The organism is Bacillus sp. AC266, assembly GCF_979253805.1.
This window is the reverse complement of the sequence record NZ_CEEDEC010000001.1, coordinates 786,207-807,969: the sequence shown is the minus strand read 5'-3', so window position 1 is coordinate 807,969 and position 21,763 is coordinate 786,207. Positions and strand designations below refer to the sequence as shown.

17 protein-coding genes and 2 pseudogenes are annotated in these 21,763 nt (G+C 33.5%); 11 read left to right on the top strand and 8 right to left on the bottom strand.

From position 1 onward, the window contains the following. Nucleotides 1-24 precede the first annotated feature (24 nt). From AC0IXC_RS04215 to AC0IXC_RS04205, 3 genes are all read right to left on the bottom strand, one after another. The gene (locus AC0IXC_RS04215; protein WP_002127565.1) at nt 25-981 is read right to left on the bottom strand and encodes an alpha/beta hydrolase; all 957 of its coding nucleotides are present in this window, start codon (nt 979-981) and stop codon (nt 25-27) included. An 849-nt stretch (nt 982-1,830) separates the two neighbouring features. After that, a complete protein-coding gene (locus AC0IXC_RS04210; RefSeq protein ID WP_471652623.1) occupies nt 1,831-2,832 on the bottom strand; it encodes an alpha/beta hydrolase in 1,002 nt (333 codons plus the stop codon). A 394-nt stretch (nt 2,833-3,226) separates the two neighbouring features. Beyond that, nucleotides 3,227-3,688 carry a GNAT family N-acetyltransferase gene (locus tag AC0IXC_RS04205; RefSeq protein WP_002032325.1) on the bottom strand — a complete coding sequence of 154 codons (462 nt, stop codon included), beginning with the start codon at nt 3,686-3,688 and terminating at the stop codon, nt 3,227-3,229. Nucleotides 3,689-4,200: 512 nt separating this feature from the next. Here AC0IXC_RS04205 and AC0IXC_RS04200 point away from each other — a divergent pair. Both AC0IXC_RS04200 and AC0IXC_RS04195 read left to right on the top strand, forming a co-directional pair. Beyond that, a complete protein-coding gene (locus tag AC0IXC_RS04200) occupies nt 4,201-5,631 on the top strand; it encodes an ABC transporter permease (protein ID WP_002032327.1) in 1,431 nt (476 codons plus the stop codon). A gap of 11 nt (nt 5,632-5,642) precedes the next feature. Then, complete coding sequence (locus AC0IXC_RS04195; RefSeq protein WP_003189466.1) at nt 5,643-6,320, top strand: ABC transporter ATP-binding protein; 678 nt, start codon at nt 5,643-5,645, stop codon at nt 6,318-6,320. Between the two features lie 257 nt (nt 6,321-6,577). On the opposite strand, the gene bla is transcribed toward AC0IXC_RS04195, so the two are convergent. Further along, nucleotides 6,578-7,510: a class A beta-lactamase gene (gene bla, locus AC0IXC_RS04190; protein ID WP_341085831.1), complete on the bottom strand. Its 933-nt coding sequence runs from the start codon at nt 7,508-7,510 to the stop codon at nt 6,578-6,580. A gap of 469 nt (nt 7,511-7,979) precedes the next feature. Here bla and AC0IXC_RS04185 point away from each other — a divergent pair. Further along, nucleotides 7,980-9,046, top strand: a pseudogene (locus tag AC0IXC_RS04185) (hypothetical protein). Nucleotides 9,047-9,103: 57 nt separating this feature from the next. Here the strand turns inward: AC0IXC_RS04185 and AC0IXC_RS04180 are convergent. Both AC0IXC_RS04180 and AC0IXC_RS04175 read right to left on the bottom strand, forming a co-directional pair. Further along, the gene (locus AC0IXC_RS04180; protein WP_471652772.1) at nt 9,104-10,576 is read right to left on the bottom strand and encodes a sensor histidine kinase; all 1,473 of its coding nucleotides are present in this window, start codon (nt 10,574-10,576) and stop codon (nt 9,104-9,106) included. After that, the gene (locus AC0IXC_RS04175; RefSeq protein WP_000800741.1) at nt 10,569-11,234 is read right to left on the bottom strand and encodes a response regulator transcription factor; all 666 of its coding nucleotides are present in this window, start codon (nt 11,232-11,234) and stop codon (nt 10,569-10,571) included. Before AC0IXC_RS04175 ends, AC0IXC_RS04180 begins: the two co-directional genes overlap by 8 nt. A gap of 216 nt (nt 11,235-11,450) precedes the next feature. Between AC0IXC_RS04175 and AC0IXC_RS04170 the strand changes: the two genes are divergently transcribed. The 4 genes and pseudogenes from AC0IXC_RS04170 to AC0IXC_RS04155 all read left to right on the top strand — a co-directional run bounded on the left by AC0IXC_RS04170 (nt 11,451) and on the right by AC0IXC_RS04155 (nt 13,959). Then, nucleotides 11,451-11,585, top strand: a complete 135-nt coding sequence (locus AC0IXC_RS04170; RefSeq protein WP_002141907.1) for a hypothetical protein — start codon at nt 11,451-11,453, stop codon at nt 11,583-11,585. A gap of 212 nt (nt 11,586-11,797) precedes the next feature. Beyond that, nucleotides 11,798-12,472: an HAD family hydrolase gene (locus AC0IXC_RS04165; RefSeq protein ID WP_471652622.1), complete on the top strand. Its 675-nt coding sequence runs from the start codon at nt 11,798-11,800 to the stop codon at nt 12,470-12,472. Nucleotides 12,473-12,643: 171 nt separating this feature from the next. Next, nucleotides 12,644-13,001: pseudogene (locus AC0IXC_RS04160) on the top strand (DUF4180 domain-containing protein). A gap of 190 nt (nt 13,002-13,191) precedes the next feature. Beyond that, entirely contained in the window at nt 13,192-13,959 is a 768-nt protein-coding gene (locus AC0IXC_RS04155) for an arylamine N-acetyltransferase family protein (protein WP_471652621.1), read from the top strand. Between the two features lie 19 nt (nt 13,960-13,978). On the opposite strand, the gene AC0IXC_RS04150 is transcribed toward AC0IXC_RS04155, so the two are convergent. Beyond that, nucleotides 13,979-14,161: a hypothetical protein gene (locus tag AC0IXC_RS04150; RefSeq protein WP_002141911.1), complete on the bottom strand. Its 183-nt coding sequence runs from the start codon at nt 14,159-14,161 to the stop codon at nt 13,979-13,981. Between the two features lie 143 nt (nt 14,162-14,304). Here AC0IXC_RS04150 and AC0IXC_RS04145 point away from each other — a divergent pair, with 143 nt between their 5' ends. Both AC0IXC_RS04145 and AC0IXC_RS04140 read left to right on the top strand, forming a co-directional pair. Further along, nucleotides 14,305-14,958, top strand: a complete 654-nt coding sequence (locus AC0IXC_RS04145) for a YdeI/OmpD-associated family protein (protein WP_471652620.1) — start codon at nt 14,305-14,307, stop codon at nt 14,956-14,958. Nucleotides 14,959-15,084: 126 nt separating this feature from the next. Beyond that, nucleotides 15,085-16,200, top strand: a complete 1,116-nt coding sequence (locus AC0IXC_RS04140; RefSeq protein ID WP_002085346.1) for an NAD(P)/FAD-dependent oxidoreductase — start codon at nt 15,085-15,087, stop codon at nt 16,198-16,200. A 442-nt stretch (nt 16,201-16,642) separates the two neighbouring features. On the opposite strand, the gene pssA is transcribed toward AC0IXC_RS04140, so the two are convergent. Beyond that, entirely contained in the window at nt 16,643-17,134 is a 492-nt protein-coding gene (gene pssA / locus AC0IXC_RS04135; RefSeq protein WP_002085344.1) for a CDP-diacylglycerol--serine O-phosphatidyltransferase, read from the bottom strand. A 442-nt stretch (nt 17,135-17,576) separates the two neighbouring features. Between pssA and AC0IXC_RS04130 the strand changes: the two genes are divergently transcribed. After that, a complete protein-coding gene (locus tag AC0IXC_RS04130; RefSeq protein WP_471652619.1) occupies nt 17,577-19,823 on the top strand; it encodes an ABC transporter ATP-binding protein in 2,247 nt (748 codons plus the stop codon). Next, complete coding sequence (locus AC0IXC_RS04125) at nt 19,820-21,694, top strand: ABC transporter ATP-binding protein (RefSeq protein WP_471652618.1); 1,875 nt, start codon at nt 19,820-19,822, stop codon at nt 21,692-21,694. Before AC0IXC_RS04130 ends, AC0IXC_RS04125 begins: the two co-directional genes overlap by 4 nt. Nucleotides 21,695-21,763 lie beyond the last annotated feature (69 nt).

Genomic DNA, 21,763 nt, shown 5'->3' with positions numbered 1-21,763 from the left:
ACGAGTGTTTTTCTTGTAAAGGGATTAAGCCTCAACCTTAGAGACTCTTTTGAAACCAGTCTTTACTGCTTGTACCATTTCGTTTACAGCGTAAATAGATACATCGGCATTTGGATTTAACCCTTCAAACCAGTGATAGGCATTTGGATATAAATGAAACTCGACATCAACACCAGCTTGCGCTAGTTTGCTTACATAGGTTAATGTTTCACTGCGGAATGGATCTAATTGACCAACAAATGTGTAAGTATATGGTAAATCACTATAATCCTCTGCTCGAGAAGGCGCTGCATAGACAGGGATTTGATCTGTTCCATACATTTCTCCTAAATACATTTTCCAACCAGCTTCATTTGCCTTTTGATTCCAAACAAATCCTTCTTTAATTTCATTCGCTGAAGGTGTATTATTTCGGTCATCAATCATTGGATAGAGTGGCATCTGTAAACAAATTGAAGGATATTTTCGATCTCGGGCTAATAATGATAATGCTGCTGTTAGTCCACCTCCAGCGCTTACTCCTGCAACCCCAATTCGATTCGAATCAATGTTTAATGACTTCGCATTATCAGCAATCCATTTTAAAGCTGAATAACAATCCTCAATTGGTGCTGGGTAAGGGTGTTCAGGTGCTAAGCGGTAGTCTACAGACACGACCACACAGCCAGCTTCTTTTGCAAACCTCATACAAGTATCATCGTTATCATCTATAGACCCTAAGATATAACCACCACCATGTATCCATAATAAGACAGGTAAAGGCTCATTATTTGATTTTGGACGATAAATTCTTAATGGTAACGGATTATCATCAGGTCCAACAATGACTTCATCTGTTAATGAAAGGGATTCATCAACAACGGTAGGTGGTCTCATTTGAGCTATTCCTTCTCTGATTGATTGCAAGTTTTCCGGGTGTAAATCGAGATTTGGAAACATCTCTAACCCTTGTAATAACTCTGGATTTACTCTTGTTTTCATTTTAGCACCTCTATTTGTAATTGTTTTCGAATAAATGAAGTGTATTCTAAGTAGTTTAATTGTGAAAAAATATCACAATTAAATTGTAAATTGGATATGCGACAACAGTCAACAGAATATTCGGAAATTAAAACCTTTCTCAAGAAGGAGTTTCACGCAACCAATAATACAAGTAGTGGATTTAGGAGAAAAGTGTTTTCATGTCGTTGTATTTATGTACACTTAGTTTTCTAATTAAACCAAGTGATAATCCTTTTTATTTTAATGACATATTGCAAGTGATACCTATTCGAATTCATACTCGGAAAGAATTAATACATTTTCATTCCTTAATATATAATTCAGGGAAATACTCATGGGCAGGCATTAATATAGGAGAACAGTACAAATTAAAATAACTGTTTAAAAAAATTCCTTTTATTTGGCTAGAAAAGGAGTAGATTCTTTTTTCTTATCTAGACTCATGAAGAAGTATGAAAATCAGAATTTATAATTCAAAAGCCAGCTTAAAGTAATTGCAATAATTACTTTGGATAGTAATCTTAAAAAAATATAAAAAAGAGAAGAACTCACCAAGGTTCTTCTCTTTTTTATATGTAATTAGGGTTTCCATAACTGTAGATATGGATGGTGTAAATTAATGGATGAATAATTTACTCTTAAAATTATAACAGAACAATTAAAGATTTTTATATGTAATATTGCATATAAAGGGTAAACAACAATAATTTCTTTTTATAAAAATAAGCCCCTGGTGAAAATGATGAGTAACCCTTTTCTATATGAAATGAACTTGGTATAAAATGAAAGATTACAAGTATAAGATTCTATACTTAGTAATCCCTCACTTTAAGGTATGTCTTTGGGGAAGTGTGAGGAGTTCAATCGATTCTGAATAAAATTGATAGTATCAGTTGCAATTTTATTACGTTTAAGAACAATCCCGGCATGTCCACATGTATAAATATATCGCGTAGGTCTTTCCCAGGATTCCCACAAATAGTCCGTATCCTCAGAGTGTACATATAGATCGTGCTTACCTGAAATTAATAAAATATTTTCTTTTTTTACTTTTGGTAACGCTTGACTCGGTTCAGTGATTTTCCAATAAGCTATTAAATCATCATACGTAACACCATGATGTTCCAAATCTTCTCTAATAAATTTACCTGGATTTGTCTTCCAAATTGAATAAGAGAGTCGATTCGCGTAGAAAATGGATGCTAACATATCAATTTCTGGTTCAACAAGAGATGTTAAGTTAGTAATAACTCCACCTAAACTGATTCCTATTAAAATCAAGGGACCATTTTTATTTTCTTTAATCCATTTGATCAAAGTTCGTAAATCAGCTACCGCTTGTCTAGTCGCTTCTACAGTTCGTTCAACATTGGCACTTACCATGTACTCTCCACTGTATAGGGATTGGTTCGGTTTTCTGTCAAAATGATATGGTAAAGTGAAATAATACATATTCCACTTCAAGTTGGTCATATGGTCGTGGAATATTTTTTTTACACGTTCGTTAGAATCCATTCTCCAACCGTGAACAAAGATAACATGAGGTGCATCTTCATTTTTATGTAAAAATAATTCTCCAGTGGCAGAATCGTTGCGTGAATCACCAGATTGAACCGAGCTTTTATATTTGAATTGTCCAACCATGTATTCCTTTTCTTGTTTTAAATGCTTAATGTTAAAATGAATATGAGATGGTTTTACTTTATAAAAAAATTCTATGTCCTTTATATATAGTGAGGTGTTAGAAAGAGAAGTATACTGGAACTTTACACTTCTTTTTTTGTGCAAATCATACAAGGCGTATCGATCAATGAGTTTTGAAAAAATCAAATTAACCTCCTCCAAAATACATATCGTCTAAAAGATGGACAAAATTTATGCTGTAAATTAATTGTAAAATATTCTCTTTTCCTAATAGTAGATGCTTGAATTATAAAACAGGTGGGGAATTTGCATATTATATTATAAAGCTATCAATAAAATAAAACTATAAATATCTTTTACAAAAACTTAAAAAGCAAGTTAATGTTCTCTTTTATGAATGAGAATATTAACTTGCTTATTTTCGTATCAAAAGGTACACCTTTTGAAGTGACGTAATTTATATGAAAGACAATGTGTCAATTTGTATATTTAATACAGTGATAGTTACCATAATTTTCGAATCCTATAGTTAATTAACCTTACAATATACGTCTTTTTGGTATATAAATAGCTATATTCATTAGAGAAAGAGTTTTAATCCTTCATGAGAATCTTTAAAACCTAATTTCTTATAAAAGTGTAAAGCTTCTTGTCGTTCTTTATCTGTTGTTAACTGTACTAAATGACATCCCCGTAATTTAGCACGTTGAATAGCCCATTTAATAAGTTTACTTCCTATACCTTTACCACGTTTTGATGAGGCTGTCCGTACACCCTCAATTGTAGCTCTCCACCCCCCTTGACGTACAATGTAAGGCGTAAATGTAATTTGTTGAATACCAACAATCTCCGTCCCATCACACGCTACAATCAACTCGTTATTTGGATCACAATCAATAGCATGAAATGCTCTTATATAACTATCAGGGAGTGGTGTTTCATAGCGCTCTCTTTTATTTCCTAAAACATCATCAGCAAGCATTTTTACAATTTCATCTAAATCATCTGCCGTTGCAATCCTAAATGTTATAGTTTCTGTCACTATCAAAAAACCTCCTTAATGTATGCACTTGTTACTTTTATTTTACTTGTTTAAATACAAAAGGTTAAATTATAAAATATTATGAGTCTCTATAACTTTTTCTTATAGATAGCATAAAAGCCTAACTTATAAAATTATAAGTTAGGCTTTTTAACACAATATTATTATTAGAGAATCCGACCAACTTCAATAAAAGTCCATATTCTTTAATGAATTTTCATATTTAACAAGCACACATATAACCATCCAAATAGGGTGGTTTTTATTTTTTGTATAGAAATTACGAAATAAGCATGGATTTGTATGCTCTCATTCAATGCTATCTAAAGCCATAACTTCCTTGCCAATATTCAAAACGATTACGTTTTTGAATATGTGTTCCGGTCTTTCTTGACCAGGTCAATGAATAACTACACATAAACTCCTTATATCTCTAGATAAACTACCGATTAGCTCCATATAGACTCTAGATAACCTATATAGAATACAAGTTATCAAGGAGGTAAGAAAAAATGAACTTTATGAAACGAGCAATTCTCAGTATGAAAAAAAGAGTAGGAACATCATTAATTTTGATGGCAGTTTTCCTAATTGTTACAAATTTAGTGTTGGCAGGATTCACAATCCAAAATGCATCAAAAAAAGCTGCTGATGCAGCAAGAAAAAAACTCGGTGCAGATGTTACTTTAAGTCTTGATTTTGACAAATTAGGTCAACAAGCTAGGGAAACTGGAGAGATGCCTAATCCACCGAAGCTTAATACAAAAGAAGCAGATCAATTAGCGAAGTCAAAGTATGTAAAAGACTATAATTACATAACTAGCACTCTCGGAATTTCTGACGGACTTAAACTAGTAGGAGCTTCAGAAGGAGAAGAAGAAGGAAAAGGTAAGGCGGGAATGGCGGCTGTACGAGGCGGTTCAGGCTCCGGTACAGAAATAGATATGAATTCTTCTTTTATGATTGAGGGAGTTCGCAAAACTGCATTACAAGAAAGCTTTAAGAATGGAAAAAGTAAAATCATTGATGGGAAACCAATTACAGAACAGATGAAAGATCAGAATGTAGCTTTAATGGAAAAACGATTAGCGGAATTAAACAACTTGAAAGTAGGAGACAAAGTTAAAGTGCAATCAGGGGATAAGAAGGAAACCCTGGAGGTTGAAATTATCGGTATTTACGAAACGAATGAGCAAGCAATGGGGCAACAAGCTCCTCCTATAATGGATCCAGCTAATAAACTATATATGCCGCATTCAACTATGAAAAAATTAGAAATAGATCAAGGTATAAGTAGCATTCAAGTCGTGTATTTCTTGAAAGATCCACAAAACATTGAAGCATTTAAAGAAGAAGCAAAAAAATCTGATATTGATTTTAATTATTATAAATTAGATGCACATGATTCGTTGTACAAACAAATGATTGGGCCTATCGAAAATATCTCATCTACTTCTCAAATGATTATTTATATTGTATCAATTGCAGGTGCGATTATTTTAGGGTTAATCATTATGTTATCGATTAAAGCACGTCGTAAGGAAATGGGGATTCTATTGTCCATTGGAGAGAAAAAGTGGAAACTGATGGCGCAGTTCGTAGTAGAAGTAGTATGTATCGCTATTTTAGCATTTGGATTATCCATAACAACAGGAGCAAAAATTTCTCAATTCATAGGGAATAATTTACTTTCGAGTGAAATTGCTACAGCAGGAGAAGAAACAAACACCTCACAAAATGGAACTGTAATGGTAGCTGGACCTGGTGGAACTGTACAAAATCAAAAAGAGGATCCAATTGATAAAATTAATGTAAGTGTAACAGGCGAAGATGTAGGGAAAATGGGGGGCATTGGACTAGCTATTGCTATATTAGCAACGCTTCTTCCAGCATTATCTATTCTACGCCTGAATCCAAAACAAATTCTTTTAAAAGATGAATAAGGAGGCTCGATATGGAGACGATTTTACAATTTAAAAACTTAGATTATTATTATGAAAGTAATGGAAAAAAAGTAGCGATACTAGAAAATGTTAACTTTTCTTTTCAAAAAGGACATTTCTACACGATTCTAGGACCATCCGGATCTGGTAAAACCACTACGCTTAGCTTAGGTTGTGGGCTAGATATACCTAAAAATGGTTATGTACTATTTAATGGAAAGGATATTCGGAAAATTGGTTTGGATCGGTACCGTAATCAAAATGTATCGGTAATTTTCCAATCTTATAATTTGATTACCTATATGAGTGCTCTTCAAAATGTCTTAACAGCAATGGAAATTACAGGTGTTAAAGTGCAAAATAAAACGGCAAGGGCATTAGAATTATTAGAGAAAGTAGGACTTACAGAAGTAGAAGCGAAACGAAATGTTCTGCAACTAAGTGGCGGGCAACAACAGCGTGTTGCAATCGCTCGAGCGTTATCTTGTAATGTTGATTTACTGATTGCGGATGAGCCGACAGGAAACCTCGACGAAGAAACGGCAATGGATATAATAGAACTGTTTCAAGAACTTGCACATAAAGAAAATAAATGTATTATTGTTGTGACGCACTCACAGGAAGTTGCTAAAAAATCAGACCGTGCAGTCTATTTAAGTAAGAAGAAGTTGGTAGTAAACGAAATTTAATATAAACACCCTAGTTTTTTAATTCACATAATTTTCGAAATCAGTTTCTTCAAATATTTATATTTGATATACAATATAACCAAGCCATAATCAAAATGGTCTCCCTGTATTGAATGTTAAGATAGTTTGTTATTCCCTTTTTAACAATTTTTGAAAAAGAACTTGTAGTATATTCTACAGGTTCTTTTTTGTGCTCTTTCAATATCAACGGTCTTCAAATGAAATATGAATTTTAACTAAGTCATTCTTTGGAGTAATTATTTATTCGTTACTTTTAAATTGTCTAACACTATTTTAGTTGCATCTGCAATAAGTTTATCATCGTATTTCGCATCCTCTTTAGCATGATTAGAAAGTATCGCAAGCATAATTGGCTTTTTATTTGGTGGCCAAATGATTGCAATATCATTCCTTGTTCCATAAGACCCAGAGCCGGTCTTATCGGCTACTTCCCATTCTCCTGGAACTCCAGCACGAATTAAGTTGTCCCCCGTAGTATTTCTTTTCATCAAATCTATTAAAAAGTTCCGTTTCTCAATGGAAAGTATATCGCCTAGCGCGTATGCTTGAAGACTAGTAGCTAACGCCTTTGGGGTACTAGTATCACGAGTGTCTCCTGGCTGCACTTCGTTTAATTCTGGTTCAAAACGTTCAGGATTCGTGACAGTATCTCCTATTTCTCTCAGTGATTTTTTGAATTCACTTGGCCCACCTAATTGCTTAAGAATAAGATTTTGTGCAGTATTATCGCTATATCGAAGGGAAGCATCCGCAAGCTCTTTAAGAGTCATACCTGTATCTACATATTTTTCAGTAATTGGATTGTAATTCACAAGATCTTTGCTAGTATACTTAATTCTTTGATCTAAATCTTCTATTGATTTCTTTTGTAACAGTGCTCCAACAGCAAGGGCTTTGTGGGTAGATGCGTATGCAAACCGTTCATCTGAACGATAAGTAACAGTTTGATTCGTACCTGTGTCCAATGCATAAATACCAAGTTTAGCATCATATTCTTTTTCAAGCTTTACAAAAGAATGATTACCTGTATTTTCTTGTTTGGTTTGTTTCGGTGGTTCGGATTGAATATTACTATTGGAACAGCCTATAAGCGTTGCACATGAAAGTAATACTACAGGGAGCATCTTTTTATAATGTGCGATGTGAAAAAACTTCTTTGAAACTAGCATACATTTTCAACCTCTTTCAAGAATATATGGATTTTGTTTAGGTATTTTACATACCGATACAATTAACAAATGTACCAGATAGCACTCATCTTGTGTTTCTTGCATTACAAAATGAGAGAACTACCAAAAGCACCTTTTTTATACGTAATAGACAATCTAAGTAACACATTTGTTCCATTTATGATTAAGGTTTTGAATATATCCATTAATTTTATTTATAAGAATCACAAAATCCACCTTTTCTGCACGCCACTTAATTTAATGTGGATTTAGATTGAGTTTACCTCGTAATGGGAATTTCAATTGGATTGCGTATATATAACAACCTCGTTCCGGACAGAATAAGTAATAACAACTACTGATTTCATTTTAAGTGAGGTGTTATACGATACATACGACAAAGCAAAAAAGACTTGTGGTGCAAAGTATAACTACATTTAGTCTACTAATAACGACTATCTTTACACCCATGCTTATTTACATTGTTTATGGATTACAGATTTCGAAAGGCTTTGAGGGATACTGGCCATCAATCTTGTTTTATACAACTTATATGACGGGTGTGTTTATCTGGATACCTATTGTGAATAAGGCTGGGATTCACCGCTCTTTATATTGGACTGTTTCTATTCTGATAGTATCATTACTTAATGTTACTTTCTTTGGATGGAGTTCAAGATGGCTAGAAATAAGTGCGTTATTTTCTGGTTTTGCAGTTAGTACAATTTCTACCATGACGAGTACTTTATTGTTTCTACATGTGGAAGGCGGGGGAAAGGTTTATAATAAAAATCAACAAGCGATTATTATTGGTATCGTTTTTCTTTTACTAATAATCGTATTGTTAGCGATTAGTTTTTTATCGCCGCCGCTGATAACATGCATATATGGGATTTGTTTAATCAGTATCCTTTTTGCTATAAAAAAAATGCCGAGAACAGAGTTAGCCAAAGGGCTTTTACCTATCTCCATTGTATCGGTTGTAGGAAAGTTTCTTTTTGTCTCAATGCTTATTCTTTTGATTCGAACAAGTCGTAACATAAATAATGAACAATATATTTTTTATTTTTTTCTACTTTCTATAGCGCTTATTTGTTTCATGTTTTTGAGTTTGTTGAAAGGAAAGTTCTTTCATAAACTTTCATCTTCTTTACCAATCCGCTTAAAGGCAGAATCATTTTTACTTGGATTAGGAAATGGATATTTATTTTTGATGGGTATTTTTTATAGTTTTACTTTCTATAACATGTTAACCTGTATTTTCATTGTAGTTGGACCATACCTATTAGGGATTTTGATGTCCATATTTTTAGATATCAAAGCTGCTAAGAAAGTTAATCTAATCCATTTATTTTTAGTAAGTACTTTAATCATGATATTCGGGTTTTATTCTCCAATATTTATAGTCCTTAGCGTTACATTTGGGAGCTATGCCATTAATAGTATTTCTTCTTTATGTTAGCAATTTGCTGTTGGCTTGGCATGGTGGGCTTAGGTATGTGGATTGGTAAAAAAGCTAATCCCAATATTGCTTAAAAAGTAACTCGAAAAATATCAATACTAAAACTACAAAAAACAAACAAACTCGTCCTACTAAAAGGGGAGTTTGTTTGTTTTTTGTTTAGATAATGGAATGTTCATGCAAAATTGTACACTATGTTCCATATTTTTTATAGAATATTTTATATCTAGCGTTTCAAGAATTTGTTTAACAATATATAGCCCCAAACCACTTCCTCCAGTATTTCGATTCCTTGATTTTTCAATTCGATAAAATGGTTTGAAAATTTGTTGTATATCCTCTTCTTTAATATTGACACCTGTATTCATAATTTGCATTTTGATTTGACCTTGTTTAGAATCCTCACTTAACTTTATATAGACTTTTTCATTATGTGGTGAATACATAACCGCATTATGGATAATATTTTTACATGCTTTTTCAAAAAGAACACGATCTGTATAAACAGAAAGATCAGAATCAATTTCTTTTATTATTTGGATGCTTTTTTGAGAAGCAAAAAATTCGAGATCTTTTGTGATTGTATCTATTAACTTCGAAAGATTAACTTCTTCTACTTTTAGTTTAAAGGTGTGTTGTTCTAATTTCGACATGCTTAAAATTTCACGAACTAATTGTTCCATACTTTCAATAATTTGATGATTTTTCTTTAAATATTGATCACGATTTTGATAAGGGCCAATATTGTATATCATCCCTTCTAAGTATCCTTTCATTACAGTAAGAGGGGTCTTTAATTCATGTGCTACAATCGCAAAAAACTCTCTGCGTTTTGTTTCTATTTCTCGTTCTTTTTCAATATCATTTTTTAATTGTTGATTTGCTTTTTTTAAATCAAACATAGCTTGTTGTAAGTTAATAGACATGTCATTCAAACTATTAGATAGTTCTCCTAACTCATCTGTAGAGCGAACCTCAATTTTTTCGGAGAAATCTAAATTTGCCATCTTTTGTGCACCCTCATTAATATAAATAAGTGGTTTTGTAATAAACCTGGAATAGAAATAAGCACTCCCTACACCAATTATGAGTACAATGATACTAATATAGGGGAGAAAGCGTACTAAAACCTGTGAAGCTTCATCAATTGGTTGAAATGTAGCAAAGACTATAAGCGTTAAACTACCATCTTGGAATTGAATTGGTTTCGTAACGTTATATGAATTGCTAAGGGTACCTGCATTCTCGAACCGTGTGGCTCTAGTAACTACTGTTGTTTGCGAACCATTTTGAGTAAAAGAAAATGAAGGAGAGTATTTAATTATTCCCTCATTATTTTGAAGATAAAGCATCGCATTATTTTTTTTTGCATATTCATCAAAAAGTGGTATCGCATCTTGAAACGTAAGATCTTTAGATTTATCAATGATTTCTTTTATCCCTGTTTGAAGTTGATCTGTTTTGTATTGCTCATAAAACGTAGGGAGAAAGAAGTATAAAGTTAAATAAATCAATACTGCAAAGGATAACAAAATGAGAGAGGTAGTCATAAAGAGTTTATAAGTAATTTGCTTCATCTTCATGATTTTCACAATACTATTCATCAATTTTATAACCAATACCCTTTATTGTTTTAATATAAGGGATAGCTAACTTTTTACGTAGGTTTTTAATATGTGTATCAATTATTCGTGTTTCTCCAAAATAATCGTACCCCCAAACTTTTTCTACGATATTTTCTCTTGTGAGTACTTTTCTCTCATTTTGAAATAGTAGTTGTAGAATTTCAAACTCTTTTGTCGTTAATAAAATTTCAACGTCATTTACATATACTCTATATGCATCAACATCGATACGCACTTCTTTAAATACCAAATGATTATTTACATTTTTATCATAACTTCTTCTAAGTACAGCTTCGACTCGTCTAATCAAAACATGAAACGAAAAGGGTTTTGTTATATAATCATCGATTCCAAGATCGAACCCTTTCATTTGATCTTCCTCTTCTTCCAATGCAGTTAGCATAATAATTGGTACGTTTGACTGACTTCGAATCATCTTGGATACTTCAAATCCATTAAGATTGGGCATCATTACATCTAGAAGAATTAAATCAAAGGATTGCTTATTAAATTGTGTCATACCCTCTAATCCATCTGATGCGACTACCACTGTATACTGTTGTGTCATTAAAAATTGTTTAATTAATTCCTGAATTTCTTGATCGTCCTCAACCACGAGGATATGATAGTTTTTCATAATATCACCTCTGGTAGTCATTATAGCCGTACTATCTGTAGTTTATGTGGAGATAAATTAGGAGATTCCACAAGACGATTATTGTGTTAGCTCCACGTTCAATAAAATGAACATTAATATTTAAGTAAAACTAATGTATAATAATGTAAATCGGGTGTAATTTCTTGAATTGTATGAAAATATATTTTTACTTCTTTACCAAGAGGAGAAAAGGAAATGAATTTCAATATAAAAGAAGCTACTGTAATTCTAGAGCGTGTGCCACAAACTTTGGAGTTTTTTTATCTAGTTTATCAGGCGAATGGCTACATTGTAATGAAGAGGAAGGAACTTGAAATACATTCGAAGTAGTTGAGCATTTAATTGATCTGGAGAGAAACAACTGGATTCTAAGGCTAGAATTAATTCTCCTGGAAGGTAAAAATAAATCCTTTACTCTGTTTGATCGTTATTCTCACATAAATAACAACTCTCTTGGTAAACCAAAAGTTTAAAGGTACGAACTAGGGATTATTTATATAATGCGAGAAAGGTTGTGAAATTATTTGAGGGGTTATAAAGCGATGCTATTTGATTTAGATGATACGTTACTTGATAGGGATAAGGCAGTAGATAACTTGTTTTTATTAGTTTTAGAGAAGTGTTATGAGGATGTTAGTGATACAGTCAAAAACAATATGTTACAGAAATTCAAAGAATATGATAAAAGAGAATATGGCATTAGTGATAAAATAATAGTTTTAGAATCATTATTTGATGAATTCGCGCCGAAATATAGATTGCCACGCAATTATATCCAAGATTTTTGGAATGAAAACTTGCCTAAATGTTTTTCAATTGACCAAAATACTATTCTTTTCTTAAATCATATAAAGAGGCACTTTAAAGTTGGAATTATTACAAATGGCTCAACTCAGAGGCAAAAAGCTAAAATAATGAATACGGGTTTAAATGAGTATTTTGATACGATTATTATTTCTGAAGAAGTGGGATTTAGTAAACCTGATAAACGTATATTCGAACTAGCATTAAATAAGCTAAATGTACAATCAGAAGATGTACTATTTGTTGGAGATGACTTAGAAAAGGATATTGCCGGTTGTCAAAATGCAAATATAAAGGGCATATGGTTCAACCCTAATGTGATTAAGAATAATACCGACACTAAACCATATGCCGAGATTACTTCTTTTGATAATTTATTAAGTTATTGTGGAGAGATAAATTTTCAAAAATAGTAAAAAGATAGATTACCCTTAATTTCATTGACCGTATGAGAAGTTTTAAAACAATATTTATTTACGAGGATATAAAGGATATTGGGCCAGGGGCAAATCATTTATGTGTGTTAATGAAGAGCTACACAGCGTGTTTAATATATACTTTATAAATTATAGAGGGGTGAGACTATGGAAATAAAGAAAGTAGTAATTGGCGGAATAAATATTGCCGTCGTCAGAAACGATACAGTATTAATATCCGACGTTCAATCTGCATTAGATCTCATGGCAACAGTTCAATATGAAGTGGATTGCTATCAATAAATCATTAATAAGTGAAAGCTTCTTTGACTTAAAAACACGGCTTGCGGGTGATATTCTTCAAAAGTTTATAAACTACAGAGTAAAGATTGCTATTATTGGGGATTTCTCTATGTATACGAGTAAAAGCTTAAAGGATTTTATTTATGAATGTAATAAAGGTAAGGATATTTTTTTATTAGCAACTGAGCAACAAGCAATTGAAAAATTAAGCTCATTGAAATAAAGATATAAAATGTAATTCGAAAGAGGCATCCGTGAAGGTGCCTCTTATTTGTATTTTTATATAAATATGTTTTTCAAATTTAAATTTTGTACCGGTACAGTAACTGCAAATGTACATTGTTACTATATCCCTTCAAATTTACAATCAGCATATATTATTTTAATTTATAACTTATTAAGGGGTGCTGAATATGACAAAGTTACAAGATCAACTCTTTACAAGATTAAACCTTGAAAAACGTACTGAAATAAAATTTGAAGAATTAAGTACAATACTCTTTGCATTTGCCCACACAATCCCGTTTGAGAATTTAAATGTAATAGCAAGTAATGCGAATACAATTTCTATGAAAAACTTACAAGAGAAAATTTTAACTAGTTCTCGAGGTGGGCTTTGTTATGAATTAAATACTCTTTTTTACTATTTTTTAAAAGATAGTGGTTATGATGTACAACTCGCACTAGGTACCGTATATAAAAATGATATAAACGATTGGGCACTTGAAGATGGGCATATAACAATTATTTTAAATTACGAAAACGTAAGGTACTTAATTGATGTAGGTATTGCTTCATTAGTACCTCTTGTACCAGTACCGTTTACTGGCGAACTTGTTTCTTCTAAAAACGGTTCGTATCGAGTAAGACAAAAAGATACGAGTAAAGGAAACTATGTTCTAGAAAGAATAGATGTTGATGGAGAATGGAAAGTTTGTCATGCTTTTTATAAACATATTATTGATGAGACAGTAGTAAACGATGTTCAAAGCAGAGTGATAAAAGATGAGAAATCTATTTTCAATAAAGGACCCATTGCAGTAAAATTGACGAACTTTGGCCATGTCTCATTAACGAATACTAGTTTAACTGAAATTATTTATGGAGAAAAAACGAAGCGTGAAATTACAGAAAATAAATATAAAGAGCTTTTATATACTTTATTTGCTATTGAGTTGTGAATATAAAAATAGCCGGTTCTTATTCAGAATCGGCTATTTTTATTATTTTTGGTTTAAATGGTTTTCGTCTAATATGTTTCGGAAACTGCGGTATAGTTAACGTTTTTAACGTTTCCTCAGCTTTTTCATATGTATGAAAGACTGGCTCTTTTCCATTATCTCCTTGCAAAACTAGCCCTTCATCCCGGATTACATACGGCATAAAACCACTCCTTATAGTAAAAAATTATGGTCTATTGAAACAGAATGATACGATTTCAAGTTTAATTTTCTTAATAGATATAATACACTAGAACAGTATAAAGAAGTATATAAAATGAATATTGGATACAAAGGAAGATTATAATGTCAGTTATTGATAAATTGAAACTAAATAAGTATACAAATATGGTCGTAATTAACGAACCAAGTGATTATGACATTTTCACAGGTAAAGAAACCTCATTTTCAAAAGAACATGATGCTATTTTTATTTTTGTTGAAACACTTGATGAAATGGTGAAACAAACGAATTTTATTATTAGTAATGAAGAATTACTAATTGAAAAAGGTTACGTGTTTTTCGCATATCCGAAAAAAGGTAATGCTCGTTACAGTACGTTTATTCACCGTGATGAGATGTTTCCGGCATTAAACGTTGGAGATGATGGATATGTGGGGGAAAGCGAAATTAAATTTGCGCGAATGGTAAGTATGGATGATGTCTTTACAGTTGTAGGTTTAAAACGTGAAAAGAAAAAAGCGAAGAAAACACCTGCAGTGAGTCAATGTGTTGCTGATTATGCAGACCGTATTCAAGATGTTGAAGCATTATTGGCTAATCATCCAGCTGAACTTAAGTTTTATCAAAGTTTAACTCCTGGTTATCAAAAAGATTGGGCACGTAATTTATTTTCTGTGAAACAAGAAAACACACGCGATAAACGTCTTGAGAAAATGATTGAAATCCTTTCACAAGGCTATAAAACAATTGAATTATTCCGTAAGAAGAAAAAATAATGATTAGGAACGTCACAATGATGCAACAATTAATTACGTTGAGCACATTGAAAAAAGGATTCCTTTCAGTATACTAAAGTATGTTCTTATATTTAAATAATTAGCAAAAGAGAAAAGGTGTTTGAAATGAAATCGTATATTGTAGTTGGATCTGGAATTTTAGGGGCATCTACTGCCTATCATCTTGCTAAGGCTGGTGCGAAGGTTACTATTGTAGATCGTCAAGATTTAGGTCAAGCAACTGATGCAGCAGCAGGTATTGTCTGTCCGTGGCTGTCGCAACGTCGTAATAAAGCATGGTATAAAATCGTTAAAGGCGGTGCACGTTACTATTCTTCGTTAATTCAGCAATTAGAAGAAGACGGTGAAACGGATACAGGTTACAACCGTGTAGGTGCAATTAGTTTACATACTGATGAGAAAAAACTAGATCAAATGGAAGAGCGAGCGTATAAACGCCGTGAAGATGCACCGGAGATTGGTGAAATCACTCGCTTATCAGCTGAAGAAACGAAAAAGTTATTCCCAGCATTATCGGAAGAATATAGTTCTGTTCATATTAGTGGCGCTGCACGAGTAAATGGAAGATTATTACGCAACGCATTAATAAGCGCTGCGAAAAAACATGGTGCAACTTTCATTAAAGGTGATGCAGTATTAGTCCGTGAAGGGAATCATATTACGGGAGTTAAAGTAAATGACGAAACAATTGTAGCGGAAAAGGTAATGGTAACTGCAGGCGCATGGGCGAACGAAATCTTGAATCCATTAGGAATTAATTTCTTAGTTACGTTCCAAAAAGGACAAATTGTTCATTTGCAAATGGAAAATACAGCAACAGAAAATATGCCAGTTGTTATGCCGCCGAACGATCAATATATTTTAACATTTGACAATGGCCATGTTGTAATTGGTGCAACGCATGAGAATGATACTGGTTTCGATCACCGTGTAACAGCTGGTGGTTTACATGAAGTATTCCATAAAGCGTTAACAGTAGCGCCTGGTTTAGAAGATGGTACAATGCTTGAAACTAGAGTTGGCTTCAGGCCATTTACGCCAGGATTCTTACCTGTTATTGGCCCACTCCCTAATTTTGAAGGCATACTCATTGCAAACGGATTAGGTGCTTCAGGATTAACAGCAGGTCCATACTTAGGATCAGAACTTGCGAAACTTGCGTTAGGGCAACCGATTGAATTAGATTTAAATGATTATGATGTTGCTGGGGCAATGGAATAGTAATAAACAAAAAGATTAGGAGTGATTTCCTAATCTTTTTGTTATGTTATTTGGGCGTAACTAAGTATTTTGAGAGGTAGGAGTTCTTTTAAACAAGCGGGATCACCACATCGCTATCAAGCTAAGAAAATAGATAACCTACAAAACGAAAATTTTTTGCCCTTTATAGCAACGAAGTGCATTTTTATCGTTTGAGGTATTAGAGAAGAAAGATTGATTCGTTCAATATAGAGGCGAAAATACATATCAGAAATATAAACAATAGCCCCAAAAACTGGAGGCTATTCAATTTCACAATCTATTATGAGTACAATAGGTAAGCTCTTTAAAGTCTGTCCCATCGCTGCATTCGTAAAATGATGAATAAAATCAAAACCCTCAACTTGATGGATATTAGCGAACCGTTCCACAAATGAAATTAAAGCGATAGACGGGATCCCAATTAAAGTTTTTTAAACCTAATTGGACTTACCATTAAGAGAGCGAGGATTAATGTAATCCATGCATTGCTATATGAAAACAATCCCATACCGGCCAATGGTAATCCAGCAGCTGGAATAGGTAATCCCTTAAAATATCCAATGGTTGGTTTTACACTAAATTTAGCTAATCTTAAAGCACCCATCGTTGGGAAAAGGATAAATGCCAAAGAAGTTAAAATAGATGGTGTTGCTATCGAATGAAATAAAAGTGCAGGAGCAACTCCGAAACTAACAATATCAGCTAAAGAATCCAATTGTACACCAAACTCACTGTTCACTTTTAATTTTCTCGCAATTCTTCCATCAAGGAGATCTAAAACAGCTGAAAAGAAAATAAAAATGGAGGCTACTTCCAAATAGTCACTCATATTCATGGTAATTGAAAAAACACCGCACAATAAATTTCCAATCGTAAATAAATTGGGTACAGCTTTTACTATTTGATTGAACAAGGTTGTCCCCCCTAAGTTGATCAAACTTCACGTTTATGTAGCATTTTCTATATATTCTTCCGTTATTCTTGAAAAAATATGACCACTGTATGCTAAGTAAATTTCGACAAGAGAAAAGTCAATTTCCTGTACGTTATGTTGGTTTATAAACATGTTTGATCAAAGATAAGTCTATTACTGCTAATTTACCTAATATAAAAACCCCGTTTTTGAAAAAAAGAGTTATCAAAATAGGCTTTAAACATATTTTATAGAATCACTTTTTATAAAATATGTTTGATTATTTTCGGTGCATCATATCTTCATATAGTCATAAAATTAATCTGTAGTCGAAAATACGTAAAGAGCTGCTAGAATGAATTACTGAGAATACGAAGAATAAAGGAGAGAAGCAGGGTAAAAACTAAAAAAATTAGACAAAGAAAATGGAGAGATGAACTAAATGTTAAAGATCATCAAACATTTAAAACCATTTATTGCTTCTATCATTGCAGTTGTATGTCTTTTAACTGTACAGGCAGTATGCGATCTATCACTGCCAGACTACATGTCTAACATTGTCAATGTAGGGATTCAACAAAAAGGTGTAGAAAATGCAGTACCTGAGGTTATTCGTAAAAGTGAAATGGATAAACTTACGCTCTTTATGAATGAAAATGAGAAGAAAAAAGTTGCTGACAACTATGTGCTTTTAGATAAGAACAACCTCTCTCAAAGTGAACTAAAAAATGACTTAAAAGATTATCCGCAGCTTGATAAAGAGCCACTTTATAAGTTACATACAGAAGATAAAAAAATAATTAACGAACTTAACGATATCTTTGGGAAACCAATGTTAATTACACAAGGAATTGAAAAAGGTGGCTCATCTGCTTTCTCTCCTGCTGCGACAGGTGACAACAACACACCAGCGAAACTTCCGCCAAATTCAGATCCTTTTGCAATCATTGCGAAACTTCCTCAAGATCAAATCAATGCAATGAAAGAAAAGGCAGATGAAAAGTTTAAGAATATGCCAGGCAGCATGGTAACACAATCAGCTGTTTCATACATTGAGAATGAGTATAAGAAAATCGGTATCAATACTGATAAACTTCAATCTAATTTTATTCTTACTTCCGGCGGGAAAATGCTACTTTTATCCTTAGTAAGTATGGCAGCTACCGTTATCGTGAGTTTACTTGCTGCAAAAGTAGCTGCAGGACTCGGCAGAGACCTTAGAAAGAAAATATTCCGGAAAGTTACAAACTTCTCGAATGCGGAGTTTGATAAGTTTTCCACTGCATCTCTAATCACAAGAAGTACAAATGATATCCAGCAAGTTCAAACACTTATGGTTATGATGCTTCGCATTGTATTCTATGCACCAATTTTAGGTATCGGCGGCATTATTAAAGTACTTACTACAGACCTTTCAATGGGATGGATTATCGCAGTTGCGGTAATTGCGATTTTAAGCCTAGTCATTGGTTTATTTAGCATCGCGATTCCTAAGTTTAAGCGTATCCAAAAGTTAGTAGATAAAATTAACTTAATCACTCGTGAATCTTTAACCGGTATGCTCGTTATTCGTGCTTTTAATACTCAAAAACATGAAGAAAAGAAATTTGAAAAAGGAAATCAAGATTTAACAAAAACAAATTTATTTGTAAGCCGTTTAATGTCATTTATGATGCCAATGATGATGTTTATCATGAATGCCGTTACTGTACTTATTATTTGGGTTGGATCACACCAAGTGGATATGGGACATATGCAAGTTGGTGATTTGATGGCATTTATGCAATATACAATGCAAATCATCATGGCCTTCTTAATGATTTCAATGGTATCTATTATGGTTCCACGTGCTTCAGTTTCCGCACAACGTATCGCAGAAGTTTTAGATACTGACATTACCATTAGTGATGTAAAAGAGCCGAAAACATTTGCTTCAGACAAGAAAGGTTACGTTGAATTTAAAAATGTTGGCTTTAGATACCCAGGTGCAGAAGAAGATGTGCTTTCCAATATCACCTTTACTGCAAAACCTGGTGAAACGACAGCTTTCATCGGAAGTACAGGTAGTGGTAAATCAACATTAATCAACTTAATTCCACGCTTTTACGATGTCACAAGCGGCCAAATATTAATAGATGGCACGGATATTAGAGAAGTATCTCAGAAGGAATTAAGAGAGAAAATTGGTTATGTACCGCAAAAAGGAGTTCTCTTCTCAGGTACAATCGAGAGTAATTTGAAATATGGTAAAAAAGAAGCAACTGAAGAAGAACTCGAAAAAGCGGCGGAAATCGCGCAAGCTATGGAGTTTATTAACGCGAAGCCTGAAAGCTTCCGCACAGAAATATCACAAGGTGGTACGAACGTTTCCGGTGGTCAAAAACAAAGACTTTCTATTGCGCGTGCTCTTACGAAAAAATCGGAAATCTTCATATTCGATGATAGTTTCTCAGCTCTTGACTTTAAGACAGACGCAGCATTGCGCAGAGCTTTAAACAATGAGATTACAGGAAGTACTATTTTACTTATTGCCCAAAGAATCAGTACAATCATGAATGCCGATAAGATTATTGTACTTGACGAAGGAAAAATAATTGGAACTGGTACTCATGAAGAGCTTATGGAAAACTGTGAAGTTTATAAGCAAATTGCTTTATCACAACTTTCAAGAGAGGAGTTGTCATCATGAGTGATAGAAAAATAGAAAATAGAAAACAAAGCGGCCCTGGTCCTGGCGGTGGCGGTCCTATGGGCGGCGGCATGAGAAAGATTGAGAAAGCAAAAAACTTCAAAGGAACGATGAATAAACTCCTTCAATACTTGAAGCCCTATAAATTATCAATCTTAATCGTTATCCTTTTCGCAATCGGCAGTGCAGCCTTTACAATCGTTGGTCCAAAAATTTTAGGAAACGCGACAACAAAACTTTTCGAAGGACTCGTAAGCAAAGTATCAGGAGGACCCGGTGCGGCCATTGACTTTACCTATATCGGAAACATTGTCATTTTACTCCTTGGATTATATATACTGAGCACTGTGTTTGGTATTATCCAGGGGTACATTATTTCTGGAGTAGCTCAAAAAGTATCTTATAACTTCAGAAAAGAAATCGATGAAAAAATTAACCGTATGCCGCTGAAATACTTTGATAAAACAACGCACGGCGAAGTATTATCGAGAATTACAAATGACGTAGATACGGTGAGCCAAACTTTAAACCAAAGTATGTCGCAAATCATCACATCCGTTATTACAATCATCGGTGTACTTATCATGATGTTATCAATCAGCTGGCAAATGACATTAGTGGCGCTTTTAATATTGCCAGTATCGATGATTCTCATCATGGCAGTCGTAAAACGATCACAAAAATACTTCAAATCCCAGCAAGAATATTTAGGACACGTAAACGGTCAGGTCGAAGAAATTTATAGTGGTCACAATATCGTAAAAGCCTTCAACAAAGAAGAAGAAGAAGTGAAAAAATTCGAAAAGGTAAATGATACCCTTTACCATTCCGCATGGAAATCTCAATTTTTATCTGGAATGATGATGCCGATTATGACATTTATCGGTAATATCGGTTACGTCGCTGTATCTATTTTAGGTGGATGGCTTGCGGTAAAGAGAACCATCGCAGTTGGAGACATTTTAGCCTTTGTGCAATATGTTAGAAGCTTTACGCAACCAATCGCTCAAGTAGCACAAATCGCGAACGTACTTCAATCTACTGCAGCTGCTGCAGAAAGAGTCTTCGAATTTTTAGAAGAAGAAGAGGAAGTGCCAGAAGCAGAAAATCCAGTGAAGCTGCAAAAAGTTAAAGGAGAAGTTACCTTCCAAGATGTTCAATTTGGATACAATCCAGATAAGATCATCATCAATGATTTCTCATCTAACATTAAACCTGGACAAAAGGTAGCAATCGTCGGACCAACCGGAGCTGGTAAAACAACGATTGTAAAACTGTTAATGCGTTTCTATGACATAAACAGCGGTGCAATATGTATCGACGGTCACGATATAAAAGACTTCACGCGAGAAGACCTGCGCAACATGTTTGGTATGGTACTTCAAGACACTTGGCTATTTAACGGCTCCATCATGGAAAATATACGTTACGGTAGAATCGATGCTACAGACGAAGAAGTAATTGAAGCAGCGAAAGCAGCTCACGTTCACAACTTCGTAAAAACATTACCAAATAAATATCAAATGGAACTAAACGAAGAAGCAAGCAACGTATCCCAAGGACAAAAGCAACTACTAACAATTGCACGTGCCCTTATAGCGGATCCGAAAATATTAATACTCGATGAAGCAACAAGCTCCATTGACACTCGTACAGAAGTACTGATTCAAAAAGCGATGGAAAACCTTATGGAAGGTAGAACAAGCTTCATTATCGCTCATAGATTATCAACAATACGTGATGCAGATTTAATCCTTGTCATGAAAGACGGAGATATTGTAGAACAAGGTAATCATGAAGAGTTATTGAAAGCTGATGGTTTCTATGCTTCGCTTTATAATAGTCAGTTTGAAGGTGCGGATGCTTCTTGAGTTAGTAGGTGAAAGTCCATTTAAATAACTAAACCCACGAAGAAAATGCATTTTCTTCGTGGGTTTTTA